Below are 15,130 nucleotides of genomic sequence, written 5' to 3'. Positions count from 1 at the left end.
GTTTCCGGAGAGAGCGGGTGCCCGAAATTGAACAAAAGCGTATTGTGATCTGCGCCGACGATTTTGGCATGAATCCGGCCATCGATGCCGGCATACTGGAATTGGCGCGATCGGGCCGCCTGAATGCCACCAGCTGCCTGTCGCTGGGGCCCTCGTTTTCGGCCAGCGCACCTCTCTTGCTGGAGTGTCCCGGCCTGCAAACGGGATTGCACCTGAATTTCACAGAGTCGATGGGGCAGCCCGGCCTGTATCTGCCCGTGCCGGCCCTGATTGCGCGCACCTGGTTGCGCCGCCTGGATCCGGGACGTATACAGGCCCAGATCGCAAGCCAGCTGGACACATTCGAGGACGCGATGGGGCGGCGTCCTGATTTCGTCGACGGCCACCAGCACGTGCACCAGTTTCCGCAGATACGGGGCACGCTGCTGGCGGAGCTCGAGCGGCGCTATGCCGATGCGCGCCCGTGGCTGCGCTACACCCGCAGCGCAACCTTGACCGGCCTGCCGGCGGCCCTGCGCCTGAAGGCCCGCATCATCGACGTGCTGGGAGCGCGCCGCTTCGGCCGCATGGCCCGCAACCGGGGTTTCGGGCTGAATCGGCGCTTCCTGGGGGTGTACGGCTTCCAGGGCGGGGAAGCGGCCTATGCGGGCTTGCTGCGTCACTGGTTGAGCCTGGCGAAAGAGGGCGATGCGATCATGTGCCATCCGGCCGGCGAGGCACTGGCGGGCGACGGGCTGGGCGCGCAGCGGTTTGCGGAATTCCAGGTCTTGCGCAGCGATGCGGTGGGCGGCTGGCTGAAAGAGTACGGGATCGTCCTGGACCCGGCACGCGGCGCCGGGCCTTCAAGCGCGGCGGGGCGCTAGCCGGCGGGCTTGCTGCCGCTGCCCTCGCCCAGCGCCCGCTGCATGAAGACGACGTCGATCCACTGATTGAACTTGAAGCCGGTGGCGGCCTGGGTGCCGGCATGGGCAAAGCCCAGGCTGCGGTGCAGGCCGATGGAACCCTGGTTGTCGTGGCCGGCGATGACGGCGATCATCTGCCGCCACGGGCCTTGCTCGCAGCGCTCGATCAGGGTGGACAGCAAGGCTTTGCCCAGGCCCTTGCCCGACTGGCCGTCTTCCAGGTAAATGGAGTCTTCGATGGTGTACCGGTAGGCGACGCGCGGCCGGTATGGCGAGGCATAGCAGTAGCCCACGACCCGGCCGTTCAGTTCCGCAAGCAGGTAGGGCATGCCCAGATCCAGCACTTTTTCGCGCCTTTCCCGCATTTCCTGGAGCGTGGGCGGTGTTTCCTCGAAAGTGGCCGTGCCGTGCAATACGTGGTGGGCGTATATACGCTGCACCTGGGCCATGTCGTCGGCTTGCGCGTCGCGTACGAGCAGCCGGCCCCGCGCCGGTCCGTCGGTGCTGGACACCTGTGCGGGGGCTTGCACTGCGGAGGCGCTGGTCATACTATTTTCCTTAATCGAATCGCAAGTATAAACATCCGGAGCTTCCCATGTCAGTACCCATCAACCCGCTTACCGAAACCTTCGCCGTTGCACCTCAATTGTCCGCCGGCGACATGCAGGCCGTGGCCGACGCCGGCTTCAAAAGCGTCATCATCAACCGGCCCGACCTCGAAGGCGGCCCAGACCAGCCCGCCTCGTCCGAGGTCATGGCGGCGGCCCGCGCGGCCGGCCTGGCGGTCGAGTATCAACCGGTGGTCAGTGGGGCCATGACCCAGGACGACGTGGTCAAGTTCGCCCGGCTTCTCAAAGACCTGCCCGCGCCGGTGCTGGCCTACTGCCGCACGGGCACGCGCTGCACGCATCTGTTCAACGCAGCCCGCTCTCTTTGATGCAGATCAAAACCCCGCGTATATACCGACTGTTTTTTCACGGCGGTTGGGGTTAAGCTGTTGGCACCTCACTACCGATTGGGAGCCAACCCTATGTTCAAGAAAATACTTATTCCAACCGACGGCTCGGCTCTGTCGGCGCAAGCTGCCAACAAGGGTGTCTGCTTTGCACGGGAAACAGGCGCGGAAATCGTCGCCCTGTATGTCACCCAGCCGTTTGCCGCCACGGTCGGCTTCGATGGCATGGCCGCCGCCTATGCCATCACCGACGAAGACTACGACAAGACCGCCCAGGAACAGGCGCAAAAATACCTGAAGGCGGTGCTCGACCGCGCTGAAACCGCGGGCGTCAAGGCCAAGGCCAAGGCAGTATCCAATTTCAACGTGGCCGACGGCCTGGTGCAGGCCGCTGAAGAAGAAGGCTGCGACCTCATCTTCATCGGCAGCCATGGCCGCAGCGGCTTGTCACGGCTTTTGCTGGGCAGCGTGACCATCAAGGTGCTCAGCCTGGCCAAAACCGCTGTACTCGTATACCGCGTCAAGGAATCGGCCTAGGGCGCCGCCCGGCATTTCTTGCTTAGGGCACATGCAAAAACCCGCCTGTTGTAAACAGGCGGGTTTTTTTGCAGCTCGATGACGCCGGCCCTACTTGAACAGGGCGGCGGCCTTCAGCAGCGTTTCCCACACGCCGATGGCCAGGGGTATGCCCACATACAGCCAGAAAATAATCAGCAGGATGGGCGAGGTCGTCGAGCGGACGGCTGTGGTGCTGGTGGTGTTTTCCATAGTGAATCTCCCTTATTTGGTAGCCATGGCCGGCGTCATCTGGCCTTGCTGTTCGTTGCCCATGTGGTGGCGCGCGGCAACCGGACGGACAAGCATATTGCAGATGAAACCGATGACCAGCAGGCCGGACATCAAGTACATGGTGGCGGTATAGGATTGCGCCGCGGGCACGCCGTGATCCACCTGATACTGGCGGATGTAGTTCACCAGTGTCGGGCCGAAGATGCCGGCGGCGGCCCAGGCAGTCAGCAGGCGTCCGTGTATGCCGCCCACATAGCGGGTGCCGAACAGGTCGGCCAGGTAAGCGGGAACCGTCGAGAAGCTGCCGCCGTACATCGAGATGATGATGCAGTAGAACAGCACGAACAGAGCCACGTTGCCGGCCGAACCCATGCCGGGCACCCCGAAATACAGCGCCGTGCCCAGCACGAAGAAGATCGAGTAGGTATTCTTGCGGCCTACGTAATCCGAGACCGACGACCAGAAAAAACGGCCCAGCATGTTGGCCAGCGACATCACGCCCACGAAGCCCGCGGCGGCGGCCGGGGTAATGGCGCCCTTGAAGCTTTCCTGGATCATGACCGATGCCTGGCCCAGCACGCCGATGCCCGCCGTGACGTTCAGGCACAGCGCCCACCACAGCAGCCAGAACTGCGGGGTCTTCAGGGCCTGGTCGATATGCACGTGGTTGCGGGAGATCATGGCGCTTTGGTTGGCCGGCGGAGTCCAGCCGTCGGGTTTCCAGTCGGCGGCGGGAATCCGTATGGCAAAGGCGCCTATCATCATCGAGCAGAAATACAGGGCGCCCATGACGACGAAGGTCTGGACCACGCCTACCGAAGTGGGCGAGCTGAAGTGCTTCATCAGCGCCACCGACATGGGCGAGGCGATGAAGGCGCCGCCGCCGAAGCCCATGATGGCCATGCCTGTGGCCATGCCGCGCTTGTCCGGGAACCATTTGATCAGCGTGGACACCGGCGATACGTAGCCTATGCCCAGGCCCACGCCGCCCAGCACGCCATAGCCCAGATAGACCAGCCATATCTGGTGCAGCGATATCCCGATGGCCGCCACCATGAAGCCGCCACCGAAGCAGCAAGCGGCGGCGAACATGGCTTTGCGCGGGCCCACTTCCTCCAGCCATTTACCGGCGAAGGCCGCGGACAGCCCCAGGAAGAAGATGGCCAGGCTGAATATCCAGCCCAGGGTGGGAAGGTCCCAGTCGCCCGGAGCGGACTCGGTGATGCCCAGCAGCTTGGTCATCGGGTTGTTGAACACCGAGAAGGCGTAGGCCTGTCCTATGCATAGATGAACCGCCAGCGCCGCCGGAGGGATCATCCATCGATTGAAGCCCGGCGGAGCGGTTATGCGCTCTTTGCTGAAGAAGCCGTGATCTGCAGAATGGGTACTCATGTTGTCTCCTTTCGACTGCGTTGGCGCAGTCTGTATTACGTTTGTGCAGAAGTGGAAAGAAAAGCCGGATGGCGGGTTCGAGCGATTCCTGTGTTGAAAAAAGGCAAAAAGACTCCCGGCATCGGACGAAAACCCGATGCGCTGTGCATGAAGCTGAGTGATGGAAAATTAAGCGGTCGTCGGCATTTTTGGTGTCAGTCGTTCCCTGTTTTGGCTGATGGCCTGCAGCGCGATTTCGCTGAGGCCTGTCTCACCGAGCTGCCCGTCGGGCTGGGCTTCAAGGAAGTTCAGCATGGCGGTGCGCATGCGGGGTTCCCAGAACTTCTGTATATGGTTGGCGATGCCTTCTATGCCTTCGCCGCGGTCGGGGAAGGATTCGAAGAACTGGCCTATGCGATTGGCCAGACTGATCAGGTGTGCGATGTTGTTCAAGTAGGGCTCCCTGGAATGCTTAGGTATTCGGGATGGCTGTAGACGGTGAACAGCGAGCCGCGCGCGAACCCGGCCAGCAGGACATGCAGTTCGTCGGCCATCTGGATGGCGTAGCTGGTGGGCGCCGATACCGCGACCAGCACGGGAATGCCCGCCGCCGCGGTCTTCTGGACCATTTCGAAGCTGGCCCGGCTGGAAATGACGGCGATGCCCCGCGCCGTGTCCTGCGCGTTGCGGATCAGGTGTCCGATGAGCTTGTCCAGCGCATTGTGCCGGCCCACGTCCTCGCGCACCTGCCGTATGTTTCCATCGGGGCCGGCCCAGCCGGCGGCGTGCGTGGCGCCCGTGGCCAGGTGCAGCGGCTGCCGCGCCCGCAACTGGTCGACCGCCGCTGAAATGGCGGCGGCGGAGAACGGCTGCGGCGGCGCCGGCAGGGCGGGCAGGTCGCGGCGAACCTCGTCCAGGCTTTCGATGCCGCACAGCCCGCAGCCGCTGCGTCCGGCCAGGCTGCGCCGGCGCAGCTTCAGTTGATTCAGGCAGGCGCTGGCCATGTCGACCTGAATGATGATGCCTTCGGGGCGCTCGACGATGTCCACGCCATAGATGTCGCGGGCCGAGCGGATGATGCCTTCGGTATACGAGAAGCCGAAGGCAAAATCTTCGAGGTCGGTGGGCGAGGCCAGCAAGGTCGCGTGGCCGATGCCGTTGTATTCCAGCGCCACCGGAACCTCTTGCGCGACAAGGTCGGTCTCGTCGCGGCTGGGCGTTTGCGCCCCGGCGCGCAGCACCCGCCGCAAGCGGCTGCCCGCCGGGGCGGCGGCTTGCGGTTCAGGGGGCGACAGGCCGGCGGGCTTCATCTTGCTTCCTTATTCCTGGGGGCTCAGCACGGGCGCCGTCTTCGGCGTCTCCGCGGCGGCCGATGCCGCCTCTTGATCGCGCTGGCGCTGCTCGAGCAGGGAAAGCTGGATGTCGCTGAAGCGCGACCATTTCGCCTGCCATTGCGAGGGCCCCGTCACCAGCCGCGCCTGCACGGCCGTGACCTTGTACTCGGGGCAGTCCGTCGCCCAGTCGGTGCTGTCGGTGGTAACGACGTTGGCGCCGGATTCGGGAAAGTGGAAGGTGGTGTAGACGATGCCCGGCTGCACGCGTTCGGTCACGTTGGCGCGCAATACAGTTTCGCCCGAGCGGCTTTGCACCGCCACCATGTCGCCTTCCCGTATGCCGCGGTCCTCGGCATCTTGCGGATGGATCTCGAGCAGATCCTCGCTGTGCCACAGCACATTGGGCGTGCGCCGCGTCTGGGCGCCCACGTTGTACTGCGACAGGATGCGGCCCGTGGTGAGCAGCAGCGGGTATTTGCGGGTGCTGCGCTCGTCGCTGGGCACGTACTTGGTGATCATGAAGCGGCCCTTGCCGCGCACGAACTCGTCCACGTGCATGATGGGCGTGCCGTCGGGCGCATCGGCGTTGCAAGGCCACTGCACGCTGCCGCCCATCTCGTCGATCTTCTTGAACGAGACGCCCTGGAAGGTGGGGGTCAGCCGGGCGATTTCGTCCATGATCTCGGACGGATGGCTGTAGTTCATGGGGTAGCCCAGGGCGTTGGACAGGGCGCAGGTGACTTCCCAGTCGCCCATTCCGGACTTGGGCTCCATGACCTTGCGCACGCGCGATACACGCCGTTCGGCATTGGTGAAGGTGCCGTCCTTTTCCAGGAAGGACGAACCGGGCAGGAATACATGCGCATACTTGGCCGTTTCGTTCAGGAAGATGTCCTGGACGATGATGCATTCCATGGACGCCAGCGCCTTGGCCACGTGCTGGGTGTTGGGGTCGGACTGGACGACGTCCTCGCCCTGGCAGTACAGGCCCTTGAAGGATCCGCTGATGGCGGCGTCGAACATATTCGGTATGCGCAGGCCGGGCTCGGGCTGCAGGGTCACGCCCCAGTCCTGCTCGAACTGGCGGCGCACCGTGTCGTCGGATATGTGGCGGTAGCCGGGCAGTTCGTGCGGGAAGGAACCCATGTCGCAGGAGCCCTGCACGTTGTTCTGCCCGCGCAGCGGATTCACGCCCACGCCTTCCTTGCCCAGGTTGCCGGTGGCCATGGCCAGGTTGGCGATGGCCATCACGGTGGTCGACCCCTGGCTGTGCTCGGTGACGCCCAGGCCGTAGTAGATGGAACCGTTGCCACCGGTGGCGAACAGCCGGGCCGCGCCGCGCAGGTCGGCCGCCGCCACGCCGGTGACCGATTCCATGGCTTCGGGCGAATTCTCGGGCAGCGAGACGAAGTCGCGCCATTGCTGGAAGGCCGGCGCTTCGCAACGTTCATCGACGAAGGCTTCGTCGATGAGGCCCTCGGTGGCGATGACGTGGGCCATGGCGGTCAGCACGGCGGTGTTGGTGCCCGGCCTGACCGGCAGGTGATAGTCGGCCTTGACGTGGGGCGCGTCGACGAATTCGATCTGGCGCGGATCGATGACGATCAGCTTGGCGCCCTGGCGCAGGCGGCGCTTCAGGCGCGAGGCGAATACCGGGTGTGCGGCGCTGGGGTTGGCGCCCATGATGATGACCACGTCGGTGAACATGACCGAATCGAAGGTCTGGGTGCCGGCCGATTCGCCCAGCGTGGTTTTAAGACCGTAGCCGGTGGGCGAGTGGCAGACCCGCGCGCAGGTGTCGACGTTGTTGGTGCCGAAGGCGGCGCGCACCAGTTTCTGGACCAGGTAGGTCTCTTCGTTGGTGCATCGCGACGAAGTGAGGCCGCCGATGGAGTCGCGACCGTACTTGGCCTGTATGCGCTTCAGTTCGGATGCCGCATAGGAGATGGCTTCCTCCCAGCTGACTTCGCGCCAGGGCTCGGAGATATCGCCGCGTATCATGGGCTTGAGCATGCGGTCTTCGTGCGTGGCATAGCCCCAGGCGAAGCGGCCTTTCACACAGGAATGGCCGCGGTTGGCCTGGCCGTCTTTCCAGGGCACCATGCGCACGACTTCCTGGCCTTTCATTTCGGCCTTGAAGGCGCAGCCCACGCCGCAGTAGGCGCAGGTGGTGATGATGGAGTGCTCGGCCTGGCCCTGGTCGATGACGGTTTTTTCCATCAGGGTGGAAGTGGGGCAGGCCTGCACGCACGCGCCGCAGGAAACGCAGTCGCTATCCAGGAAACTGTCGTTCTGGCCGGCCGTAACCCGGGAGTCGAAGCCGCGGCCGGTGATCGTCAGGGCGAAGGTGCCCTGGACTTCGTCGCAGGCGCGCACGCAGCGGCTGCACACGATGCATTTGGACGGATCGTAGGCGAAGTAGGGGTTGGACAGGTCGGCGGTGTCGTTCAGGTGATTGGCGCCGTCGAATCCGTAGCGCACATTGCGCAGGCCGACGACGCCGGCCATGTCTTGCAGCTCGCAATCGCCGTTGGCGGGACAGGTCAGACAGTCCAGCGGATGGTCGGAAATATACAGTTCCATGACGCCGCGGCGCAGCTCGTGCAGCTTCGGCGTTTCCGTCCAGATGACCATGCCTTCTTCGACCGGCGTGGTGCACGAGGCGGGATAGCCCTTGCGGCCTTCGATCTGCACCAGGCACAGGCGGCAGGAGCCGAAGGCTTCCAGGTTGTCGGAGGCGCAGAGCTTGGGAATGTTGATGCCGGCTTCGGCCGCGGCGCGCATGACCGAGGTGCCGGCCGGCACGCTCATGTCGGTGCCGTCTATGGTTACGCGAACCATCTGCGTGCTGGTCGATGCCGGGGTGCCGAAATCGCGATCGCGCTTGATGACTGTTTCTAGCATGGTGGTCTCCGTCAGGCCGCTTGCGTGCTTGCGGGTTGGTGGGCGGGCAGGCCGAAGTCTTCGGGGAAGTGTTCGAGCGCCGAAAGAACCGGATAGGGCGTCATGCCGCCCAGGGCGCACAGCGAACCGGCCAGCATGGTGTCGCAAAGATCGCGCAGCAATACGACCTGGGCTTCGCGTTGTTCGTTATGGCGTATCTTGTCGATGACTTCGGCGCCGCGCACGGCGCCGATCCGACAGGGCGTGCATTTGCCGCAGGATTCGATGGCGCAGAACTCCATGGCGTACTCCGCCATTTTTGCCATGTCGACGGTTTCATCAAAAGCAACCAGTCCGCCGTGGCCGACCATGGCCGAGATGCCGACGTAGGCTTCGTAATCCAGCGGGACGCCCCATTGCGATTCGGGCAGGTAGGCGCCCAGCGGTCCGCCCACCTGGACGGCGCGCAAAGGCTTGCCGCTGGCGCTGCCGCCCCCGAAGTCGTAGAGCAGCTCGCGCAGGGTAAGGCCGAAGGCTTTCTCGACCAGGCCGCCGTGCCGCAGATTGCCCGCAAGCTGGAAGGGCAGGGTTCCCCGCGAACGGCCCATGCCGAAATCGCGGTAGAAAGCGGCGCCGCGCGCCAGGATGATGGGCACCGATGCCAGCGAGATCACGTTGTTGATGACGGTGGGCTTGCCGAACAGGCCCTTGACGGCCGGCAGTGGCGGCTTGGCCCGCACCAGCGCACGCTTGCCTTCAAGGCTTTCCAGCAGCGAGGTTTCTTCGCCGCAGATATAGGCGCCCGCCGCGCAGCGCACCTCAAGGTCGAAGGCGCGGCCGCTGCCGCGTATGCTGGCGCCCAGCCAGCCGGCGTCGCGCGCACAGGCGATGGCGGCTTCCAGCGCGGCGATGGCGTAAGGATATTCGGACCGCACATAGATATAGCCGTAGGTGGCCTGCACGGCGAGGCCGGCGATGGCCATGCCTTCGATCAGGGCATAGGGGTCGCCTTCCATCAGCATGCGGTCCGAGAACGTGCCGGAGTCGCCTTCGTCGGCATTGCATACGATGTACTTCTGATCGGCTTCGGCGGCCAGCACCGTTTTCCATTTGATGCCGGTGGGAAAGGCCGCGCCGCCCCGCCCGCGCAGGCCGGAGTCGACGACCTGATCGACGATGGCGGCGGGCGCCATGGCCAGCGCGGCCTCGAGGCCCTTGAAGCCTTCATGCGCCCGATAGTCGGTCAGCGATAGCGGGTCGGTGATGCCGACCCGCGCGAAAGTCAGGCGCTCCTGGTTCTTCAGGTAGGGAATTTCTTCGGTGAGGCCATGGGCCAGCGTGTGCGGCTTGCCTTGCAGCCAGCCGGCGTCGAACAGGCCGGGCACGTCGGCGGGCTCGACGGGCCCATACGCGACACGGCCCTGGGGCGTTTCCACCTCGACCAGGGTTTCCAGCCACAGCAGGCCGCGCGAGCCATTGCGCACGATGTCGACGGAGAGTCCGCGGCTTGCGGCTTCGCGTGCGATGGCCGAGGCGACGTCATCGGCCCCCACGGCAATTGCTGCGCTGTCTTTGGGTACGAACAGGGTGATGGCGGCGTCCATGTCTTATACCCCCTCGGCCTGAAGCAAGCGATCCAGTTTTTCGGGGGTCATGCGCGCATGCGGCCGGCCGTTGATCATGACCGCGGGCGACTGGGCGCACAGGCCCAGGCAGTAGACCGGTTCCAGCGTGGCGGCGCCATTGGGCGTCGTGGCGTGGAATTCACAGCCCAGGCGCTGGCTGGCATGCTGGGCCAGGGCGTCGGAGCCCATGGCCTGACAGGATTCGGCCCTACAGACCTCCAGGACGACAGCGCCCGCCGGCTGGTCGCGAAAATGGGCATAGAAGCTGATGACCCCGTGTATTTCGGCGCGCGAGAGCTGCAGGGCCTGCGCCAGCAGCGGAACGGCGCTGGGCGGTATATAGCCCAATTCGTGCTGGACGGCATGCAGCACCGGCAGGAGATTGCCTTTCTGCCCTTCGTAGCGTTGCAGCGACTGCCTGACCGCCTGCTGCACGGTCTCGTCGGACGGGTTGAATTCACTGCTGTCTTGCGGCGTATGCATACGCTTTCCCTCGATGATGGCGAGCGCGAGCTCTATTGATATTTGTCTCTTATATGTTTAATTTTGCATATATATTTATTCTGTATTTGAGGTAATCTACTCGCGATAAGCCGATCAATCAATAGGAAAAAATAGACATATAAAGAATTTCCAAATAGGAAATCGAAAACATATTAGAACAGTGGCGGGCGACAAATGACGTACAAATTCAAGGCGCGGTTGAGCTCCGAATGGGTGCTCGAAAAACCCAGCGGCACGGTGCTTGCGCTAAGCGAGGTCTTGCGATTGCTGGCGGCCATCGACGCCACCGGGCACATTGCCGGAGCCTGTAGGGCCTGTGGGCTTTCCTACCGCCATGCCTGGGGCATTTTGCGCAACGCCGAAAAGGAATTCGAAGCGCCGCTCATCGAAACGTCGCGGCGGCAGGGCACCAAGCTGACGAACTTCGGCCAGCATCTCATCTGGGCGAATCGGCGCGTGGACGCGCGCCTGATGCCCACGCTGGAAAGCATGGCGTCCGAGCTGCAGGAAGAGCTCGAACGGCTGTACCCGGAAAGCCAGCAGCGCCTGCGCCTGCATGCCAGCCACGGTTTTGCGGTGGAAGGCCTGATGCAGCTGGCCAACGGCATGGACATGTCGCCGCTGGAATTGCGCTATCGCACCGCCATCGAGGCGCTGGCTTCGCTGGATCGCGCCGAATGCGATCTGGCCGGCTTCCAGGTGTCCGAAGGTGAATACGAACTGCCCATCATCAAGCGCTACAGCGCCTGGCTGAACCCCGACAAGCATCGCCTCATCCACCTGGCGGTGCGCAACACCGGCCTGTTCGTCAAGCCGGAGAACCCCAAGGGCATCAAGTCGGTGGCCGACCTCATCAATCCGGACGTGCGTTTCGTCAACCGGCAGATCGGGTCCAGCACGCGTTTCCTGGTCGGCCTGATGCTGGCTCAGCTTGATATCGACACCACGAAAGTCCAGGGCTTCGACAGCAGCGAATTCACCCACATGGCCATTGCCGCGCATATTGCCAGCGGCATGGCCGATGTGGGCATCGGCGTGGAAACGGCCGCCTGGCGCTGCGGTCTGGCCTTCATACCGCTGGTCAAGGAGCGCTACTTTTTCGCCGTCCATCGCGATACGCTGGAAACCCCGCAAATGCAGCGCCTGTTCGACCTGATGAGCGGCGAGCAGTATCAGGCCTATGTGTCGCAGCTGGTGGGCTACGATGCCACCCACATGGGCCAGGTGCAGACGCTGGAAGAAGCATTCGGTCCGGCCATCATGGCCGCCATCAAGACCTGAGGCGGGGGTATGATAAGTTCATGAGCAAAGTGATATTTCTGGCGGACGATCGTCGCCTTGCGGTTCCCCCTGGCGGCCCGAGCGCTCTTCGCAAGCCGGGCGAACCCTTGCTGGATGCGCGCCGCCGGCCCCTGCGGGACCTGCGCATTTCGGTCACCGACCGATGCAACTTTCGCTGCACCTATTGCATGCCGCGCGAAGTGTTCGACGGCAATTACGCCTTCATGCCCCATTCGGCATTGCTCAGCTTCGAGGAGATCGTGCGCATTGCGCACGTGGCTGTGCAGCAGGGCGTGCGCAAGCTGCGCCTGACCGGGGGCGAGCCGCTGCTGCGCAAAGACATCGAAGTCTTGGTCGGCATGCTGTCGGGCTTGCGCACGCCGGAAGGCGAGCCGGTGGACGTCACCCTGACGACCAACGGCACCCTGCTGGCAAAGAAAGCCGCGGCGCTCAAGCAGGCCGGGCTGTCGCGCGTCACGGTCAGTCTGGATGCCCTGGACGAACGCCAGTTCGAGCGCATGAGCGACAGCCGGGTCGGCGTGCGGACCGTGCTGCGCGGCATAGCCGAAGCGGCGCGCGTTGGCCTGGCGCCCGTCAAGGTCAATATGGTCGTGCGCAAAGGCTTGAACGATGACCAGATACTTCCCATGGCGCGGTATTTTCGCGGAACCGGCCACATTTTGCGCTTCATCGAGTTCATGGATGTCGGCGCCACCAACGGCTGGAACCTGTCCGAGGTATTGACGGGCGCCGAGATCCTGCAGCGCATCGCGGCCGAGTTTCCCCTGGAATCCGCCGAGCCGGCCTACCGTGGCGAGGTGGCAGCGCGCTGGCGCTATGCCGACGGGGCCGGCGAGATCGGCCTCATCACCAGCGTGTCCCAGCCTTTTTGCGGAGACTGCACGCGCGCGCGCCTTTCGCCCGAAGGCAAACTGTTTCTCTGTCTCTTCGCCAGCCAGGGCTACGATGTGCGTTCCCTGTTGCGCGGCGGCGCCGGCGACGATGACATCGCCGCGCGCATCGCCGCGATCTGGGAAGGCCGCGGCGACCATTATTCCGAATTGCGTGGACGCGAAACGATGCACAGCAAGAAAATCGAAATGAGCTACATCGGCGGATGATCGCGCGGGCGCACATTACCGGATTGATACTGGCCGGCGGCCGGGCCCGGCGCATGCAGGGCGGCGGACTCGACATCGACAAGGGCCTGCTCGGCCTGGACGGCGCTCCGCTGGTTGCACATGCGCAGCGCTACCTGGCGCCGCAGGTGGGGGCCCTGCTGGTCAGCGCCAACCGCCATCTGGAAGACTATGCGGATTACGGCCGCGTCCTGGCCGACGATCCTGCGCTGGGCAGCGACCTGGGGCCGCTGTCGGGGGTGGCAAGCGCCCTGGCCGCTTCATCCTCGCCCTGGCTGGCGGTCATGCCCGTCGACGTCCTGAATCTGCCCGCCGACATGGTGGCGCGATTGGCGCGTGCCGCCGACGAGGCGGGCGCATTGATCGCCTATGCCAGCACGGCCGATCCGGCGTGGGAAGTGGCCAGCTCGCCCGACAGGCCGGGCAGCGCCGAGGGCGGCGGGCGTGCCCATCCCTTGTGCATGGTGGTGCATGCCAGCCTGGCGCGCAGCTTGCGGGATTATCTGGAAGCGGGCGACCGCAAGGTTCAGCTATGGCAGAAGCGGCACGCGGCGGTGCCGGTATTCTTCGATCCCGGCCCGGACGCCTTCTTCAACATCAATACGCCCGAAGACCTGCGGCGGGCCGCTCAGGCCAGCCAACGGGCCAGGTCGTAGTAGGCGACCGTATCGCCGTTGCGCATGGCGGTATTGGCCGGAATCCTGGCCAGGCCGCTGGCCCAGGGCAGGGAACTGATGATGCCCGAACCCTGTTGGCCATACGGTGTCAGCGTGGTTTGGCCCTGCGGCTCGAAAGAAGCCTGGACGCGCAGGAAGTCGTCGCGTTTTTCATTGAATACGCGGTCGGAAGCCAGGATGCCGTACTGGACGGCGGGCATGACCTGCGTGCGGCCTTGCATGCTGCGCAGCAGGGGCGTGACCAGCAGGGCGAACACGGCATAGGCTGAAACGGGATTGCCCGGCAGGCAAACGACGGGCTTGCCGTCGATGTGCGCCAGGGCGACCGGCTTGCCGGGCTTCATGCAGACGCGCCACAGGTCAAGGACGCCGCCCAACTGCTCTATGGTCGGCTTGACCAGGTCCTTTTCCCCCACCGAGACGCCCCCCACGGTCAGGACCAGGTCGCAGTCGCGCAGCAGGATGGCAAAGGCCTCCTGCAAGGATTCCCGCGTATCGCGCGCATGCAGTACGTGCGCCACGCTGGCGCCCATCTGTTCGACCAGGGCGGCCAGCATGGGGCCGTTGGAGTTGTAGATGTGCTCGTCGGCGCGCGGCTGGCCTGGGCTGACCAGTTCGTCGCCGGTCGTCAGTATGCCGACTCTCAGGGGCGCGTAAACGGTAAGCTGGGCATAGCCTTGAGAAGCCAGCAGGGCGATCTCGGCCGCGCCCAGGCGCGTGCCTTTGGCCAGCAGCTGATCGCCTTCGCGCACGTCCTCGCCCTGGAGCCGGACATGGGCGCCAAGGACGGGGGGCCTGCTTATTTCAAACCTGTCGTCGTTTTCAACGCCGTCTTCCTGCATGACGATGGTGTCGGCGCCCGCGGGCACAAGGCTGCCGGTGAACAGGCGTATCGCATGGCCGGGCTCGAGCGCTTCGGGCCGTTCGCCGGCATAGCAGCGCTGCTGCACCGGCAGCGGCCTGCCGGGCGCGTAGTCGGCATGGCGTATGGCGTAGCCGTCCATCGCGCTGTTGTCGGCGGGCGGCAGATCCAGCGTGGCAAACAGTGTTTGCGCCAATACACGGCCCGCGGCCTGGTGCAAAGGGCAGACTTCGGTGATGGCGGGCGGCTTGCCCGCCGTGGACAGGCGCGTCTGCGCCGAATCGAAATCAAGCATGGTAGTGGGTGCCGAAATTGCAAGGACGGTGCGTGCTGTCCAGTTGCTCTTTGATGATGCCTTCCCAGGCCGTCTTGCAGGCGCCGGTGGAGCCGGGCATGCAAAATACCAGGGTATTGTTCGCAGCACCCGCGAAGGCGTCGGACTGCAAGGTGGAACTGCCGATTTCCAGATAGGACAAATGCCTGAACAGCTCGCCGAAGCCGGAAATGACCTGGTCCAGCAAGGGTGTGATGGCGGCAGCCGTGGACTTGTTGTGCGAAAAGCCCGTGCCGCCGTTGGTCAGGATGATCTGTATGGCGTCGTCGGCGATCCATTCGCTGATGATTCTGCGTATCTGGTACAGGTTTCCGGGGGTGATGGCGCGCTTGGCGCAGCGGTGGCCGGCAGCCAGCAGGCTTTCCGACAGATAATCGCCGGAGGTGTCGCTGTCGGCGTCGCGCGTATCGGAAATGGTCAGGACGGCGCAGTTCAATGAAACGGGCGGCTTCTTCGTGTCGGCTTTGCTCATAG

At 64.3% G+C, this 15,130-nt stretch carries 16 protein-coding genes; 6 read left to right on the top strand and 10 right to left on the bottom strand.

Features of this window, described 5'->3' with window-relative positions; genetic code table 11:
• Nucleotides 1-17: 17 nt before the first annotated feature.
• The gene (locus OEG81_RS14095; RefSeq protein ID WP_264129908.1) at nucleotides 18-863 is read left to right on the top strand and encodes a ChbG/HpnK family deacetylase; all 846 of its coding nucleotides are present in this window, start codon (nucleotides 18-20) and stop codon (nucleotides 861-863) included.
• Here OEG81_RS14095 and OEG81_RS14090 read toward each other — a convergent pair.
• Nucleotides 860-1,450: a GNAT family N-acetyltransferase gene (locus OEG81_RS14090; RefSeq protein WP_264129907.1), complete on the bottom strand. Its 591-nt coding sequence runs from the start codon at nucleotides 1,448-1,450 to the stop codon at nucleotides 860-862. The genes OEG81_RS14095 and OEG81_RS14090 overlap by 4 nt on opposite strands.
• Before the next feature lie 47 nt (nucleotides 1,451-1,497).
• On the opposite strand from OEG81_RS14090, the gene OEG81_RS14085 reads away from it, so the two are divergent.
• Nucleotides 1,498-1,839 carry a TIGR01244 family sulfur transferase gene (locus OEG81_RS14085; RefSeq protein ID WP_264129906.1) on the top strand — a complete coding sequence of 114 codons (342 nt, stop codon included), beginning with the start codon at nucleotides 1,498-1,500 and terminating at the stop codon, nucleotides 1,837-1,839.
• Nucleotides 1,840-1,932: 93 nt separating this feature from the next.
• Nucleotides 1,933-2,394: a universal stress protein gene (locus OEG81_RS14080; RefSeq protein WP_264129905.1), complete on the top strand. Its 462-nt coding sequence runs from the start codon at nucleotides 1,933-1,935 to the stop codon at nucleotides 2,392-2,394.
• A 90-nt stretch (nucleotides 2,395-2,484) separates the two neighbouring features.
• Here OEG81_RS14080 and OEG81_RS14075 read toward each other — a convergent pair whose 3' ends face one another.
• The 7 genes from OEG81_RS14075 to OEG81_RS14045 all read right to left on the bottom strand — a co-directional run bounded on the left by OEG81_RS14075 (nucleotide 2,485) and on the right by OEG81_RS14045 (nucleotide 10,342).
• Nucleotides 2,485-2,625, bottom strand: a complete 141-nt coding sequence (locus OEG81_RS14075) for an MFS transporter small subunit (RefSeq protein WP_264129904.1) — start codon at nucleotides 2,623-2,625, stop codon at nucleotides 2,485-2,487.
• Nucleotides 2,626-2,637: 12 nt separating this feature from the next.
• Nucleotides 2,638-4,038 carry an OFA family MFS transporter gene (locus tag OEG81_RS14070; protein WP_264129903.1) on the bottom strand — a complete coding sequence of 467 codons (1,401 nt, stop codon included), beginning with the start codon at nucleotides 4,036-4,038 and terminating at the stop codon, nucleotides 2,638-2,640.
• Between the two features lie 168 nt (nucleotides 4,039-4,206).
• Complete coding sequence (locus tag OEG81_RS14065; RefSeq protein ID WP_264129902.1) at nucleotides 4,207-4,470, bottom strand: formate dehydrogenase subunit delta; 264 nt, start codon at nucleotides 4,468-4,470, stop codon at nucleotides 4,207-4,209.
• Nucleotides 4,467-5,327: a formate dehydrogenase accessory sulfurtransferase FdhD gene (gene fdhD / locus OEG81_RS14060; protein WP_264129901.1), complete on the bottom strand. Its 861-nt coding sequence runs from the start codon at nucleotides 5,325-5,327 to the stop codon at nucleotides 4,467-4,469. The genes OEG81_RS14065 and fdhD overlap by 4 nt, the downstream gene beginning before the upstream one ends.
• Nucleotides 5,328-5,336: 9 nt before the next feature.
• On the bottom strand, nucleotides 5,337-8,255 hold the full coding sequence (fdhF, locus tag OEG81_RS14055; RefSeq protein ID WP_264129900.1) for a formate dehydrogenase subunit alpha: 2,919 nt from the start codon (nucleotides 8,253-8,255) through the stop codon (nucleotides 5,337-5,339).
• Between the two features lie 11 nt (nucleotides 8,256-8,266).
• Nucleotides 8,267-9,838, bottom strand: a complete 1,572-nt coding sequence (locus tag OEG81_RS14050; RefSeq protein WP_264129899.1) for a formate dehydrogenase beta subunit — start codon at nucleotides 9,836-9,838, stop codon at nucleotides 8,267-8,269.
• Nucleotides 9,839-9,841: 3 nt separating this feature from the next.
• On the bottom strand, nucleotides 9,842-10,342 hold the full coding sequence (locus OEG81_RS14045) for a formate dehydrogenase subunit gamma (RefSeq protein ID WP_264129898.1): 501 nt from the start codon (nucleotides 10,340-10,342) through the stop codon (nucleotides 9,842-9,844).
• Nucleotides 10,343-10,537: 195 nt separating this feature from the next.
• Between OEG81_RS14045 and OEG81_RS14040 the strand changes: the two genes are divergently transcribed.
• Genes OEG81_RS14040 through mobA form a run of 3 tightly spaced genes read left to right on the top strand, consistent with a single transcriptional unit; the run spans nucleotide 10,538 to nucleotide 13,439 of the window.
• Nucleotides 10,538-11,644, top strand: coding sequence for a helix-turn-helix transcriptional regulator (locus OEG81_RS14040; protein WP_264129897.1), 1,107 nt, complete (start codon nucleotides 10,538-10,540; stop codon nucleotides 11,642-11,644).
• A 20-nt stretch (nucleotides 11,645-11,664) separates the two neighbouring features.
• On the top strand, nucleotides 11,665-12,765 hold the full coding sequence (gene moaA / locus OEG81_RS14035) for a GTP 3',8-cyclase MoaA (RefSeq protein WP_264129896.1): 1,101 nt from the start codon (nucleotides 11,665-11,667) through the stop codon (nucleotides 12,763-12,765).
• Nucleotides 12,762-13,439: a molybdenum cofactor guanylyltransferase MobA gene (gene mobA / locus OEG81_RS14030; protein WP_264129895.1), complete on the top strand. Its 678-nt coding sequence runs from the start codon at nucleotides 12,762-12,764 to the stop codon at nucleotides 13,437-13,439. The genes moaA and mobA overlap by 4 nt, the downstream gene beginning before the upstream one ends.
• Here the strand turns inward: mobA and glp are convergent.
• On the bottom strand, nucleotides 13,412-14,617 hold the full coding sequence (glp, locus tag OEG81_RS14025) for a gephyrin-like molybdotransferase Glp (RefSeq protein ID WP_264129894.1): 1,206 nt from the start codon (nucleotides 14,615-14,617) through the stop codon (nucleotides 13,412-13,414). The genes mobA and glp overlap by 28 nt on opposite strands.
• Nucleotides 14,610-15,128 (bottom strand): molybdenum cofactor biosynthesis protein B, encoded by a 519-nt coding sequence (moaB, locus tag OEG81_RS14020; RefSeq protein ID WP_264129893.1) that lies wholly within the window; start codon nucleotides 15,126-15,128, stop codon nucleotides 14,610-14,612. The genes glp and moaB overlap by 8 nt, the downstream gene beginning before the upstream one ends.
• Nucleotides 15,129-15,130 lie beyond the last annotated feature (2 nt).

The organism is Pollutimonas sp. M17, assembly GCF_025836975.1.
Taxonomy (GTDB): domain Bacteria; phylum Pseudomonadota; class Gammaproteobacteria; order Burkholderiales; family Burkholderiaceae_B.
The sequence above is the reverse complement of the archived record's forward strand: the minus strand, read 5'-3'. Positions and strand labels throughout refer to the sequence as shown.

What these genes read in the sequence shown, in the direction of transcription:
- OEG81_RS14090 (WP_264129907.1), bottom strand. Translation starts at nt 1,450, where the DNA reads ATGACCAGCGCCTCCGCAGTGCAAGCCCCCGCACAGGTGTCCAGCACC.
- OEG81_RS14085 (WP_264129906.1), top strand. Translation starts at nt 1,498, where the DNA reads ATGTCAGTACCCATCAACCCGCTTACCGAAACCTTCGCCGTTGCACCT.
- OEG81_RS14080 (WP_264129905.1), top strand. Translation starts at nt 1,933, where the DNA reads ATGTTCAAGAAAATACTTATTCCAACCGACGGCTCGGCTCTGTCGGCG.
- OEG81_RS14075 (WP_264129904.1), bottom strand. Translation starts at nt 2,625, where the DNA reads ATGGAAAACACCACCAGCACCACAGCCGTCCGCTCGACGACCTCGCCC.
- OEG81_RS14070 (WP_264129903.1), bottom strand. Translation starts at nt 4,038, where the DNA reads ATGAGTACCCATTCTGCAGATCACGGCTTCTTCAGCAAAGAGCGCATA.
- fdhD (WP_264129901.1), bottom strand. Translation starts at nt 5,327, where the DNA reads ATGAAGCCCGCCGGCCTGTCGCCCCCTGAACCGCAAGCCGCCGCCCCG.
- fdhF (WP_264129900.1), bottom strand. Translation starts at nt 8,255, where the DNA reads ATGCTAGAAACAGTCATCAAGCGCGATCGCGATTTCGGCACCCCGGCA.
- OEG81_RS14050 (WP_264129899.1), bottom strand. Translation starts at nt 9,838, where the DNA reads ATGGACGCCGCCATCACCCTGTTCGTACCCAAAGACAGCGCAGCAATT.
- OEG81_RS14045 (WP_264129898.1), bottom strand. Translation starts at nt 10,342, where the DNA reads ATGCATACGCCGCAAGACAGCAGTGAATTCAACCCGTCCGACGAGACC.
- OEG81_RS14040 (WP_264129897.1), top strand. Translation starts at nt 10,538, where the DNA reads ATGACGTACAAATTCAAGGCGCGGTTGAGCTCCGAATGGGTGCTCGAA.
- moaA (WP_264129896.1), top strand. Translation starts at nt 11,665, where the DNA reads ATGAGCAAAGTGATATTTCTGGCGGACGATCGTCGCCTTGCGGTTCCC.
- mobA (WP_264129895.1), top strand. Translation starts at nt 12,762, where the DNA reads ATGATCGCGCGGGCGCACATTACCGGATTGATACTGGCCGGCGGCCGG.
- glp (WP_264129894.1), bottom strand. Translation starts at nt 14,617, where the DNA reads ATGCTTGATTTCGATTCGGCGCAGACGCGCCTGTCCACGGCGGGCAAG.
- moaB (WP_264129893.1), bottom strand. Translation starts at nt 15,128, where the DNA reads ATGAGCAAAGCCGACACGAAGAAGCCGCCCGTTTCATTGAACTGCGCC.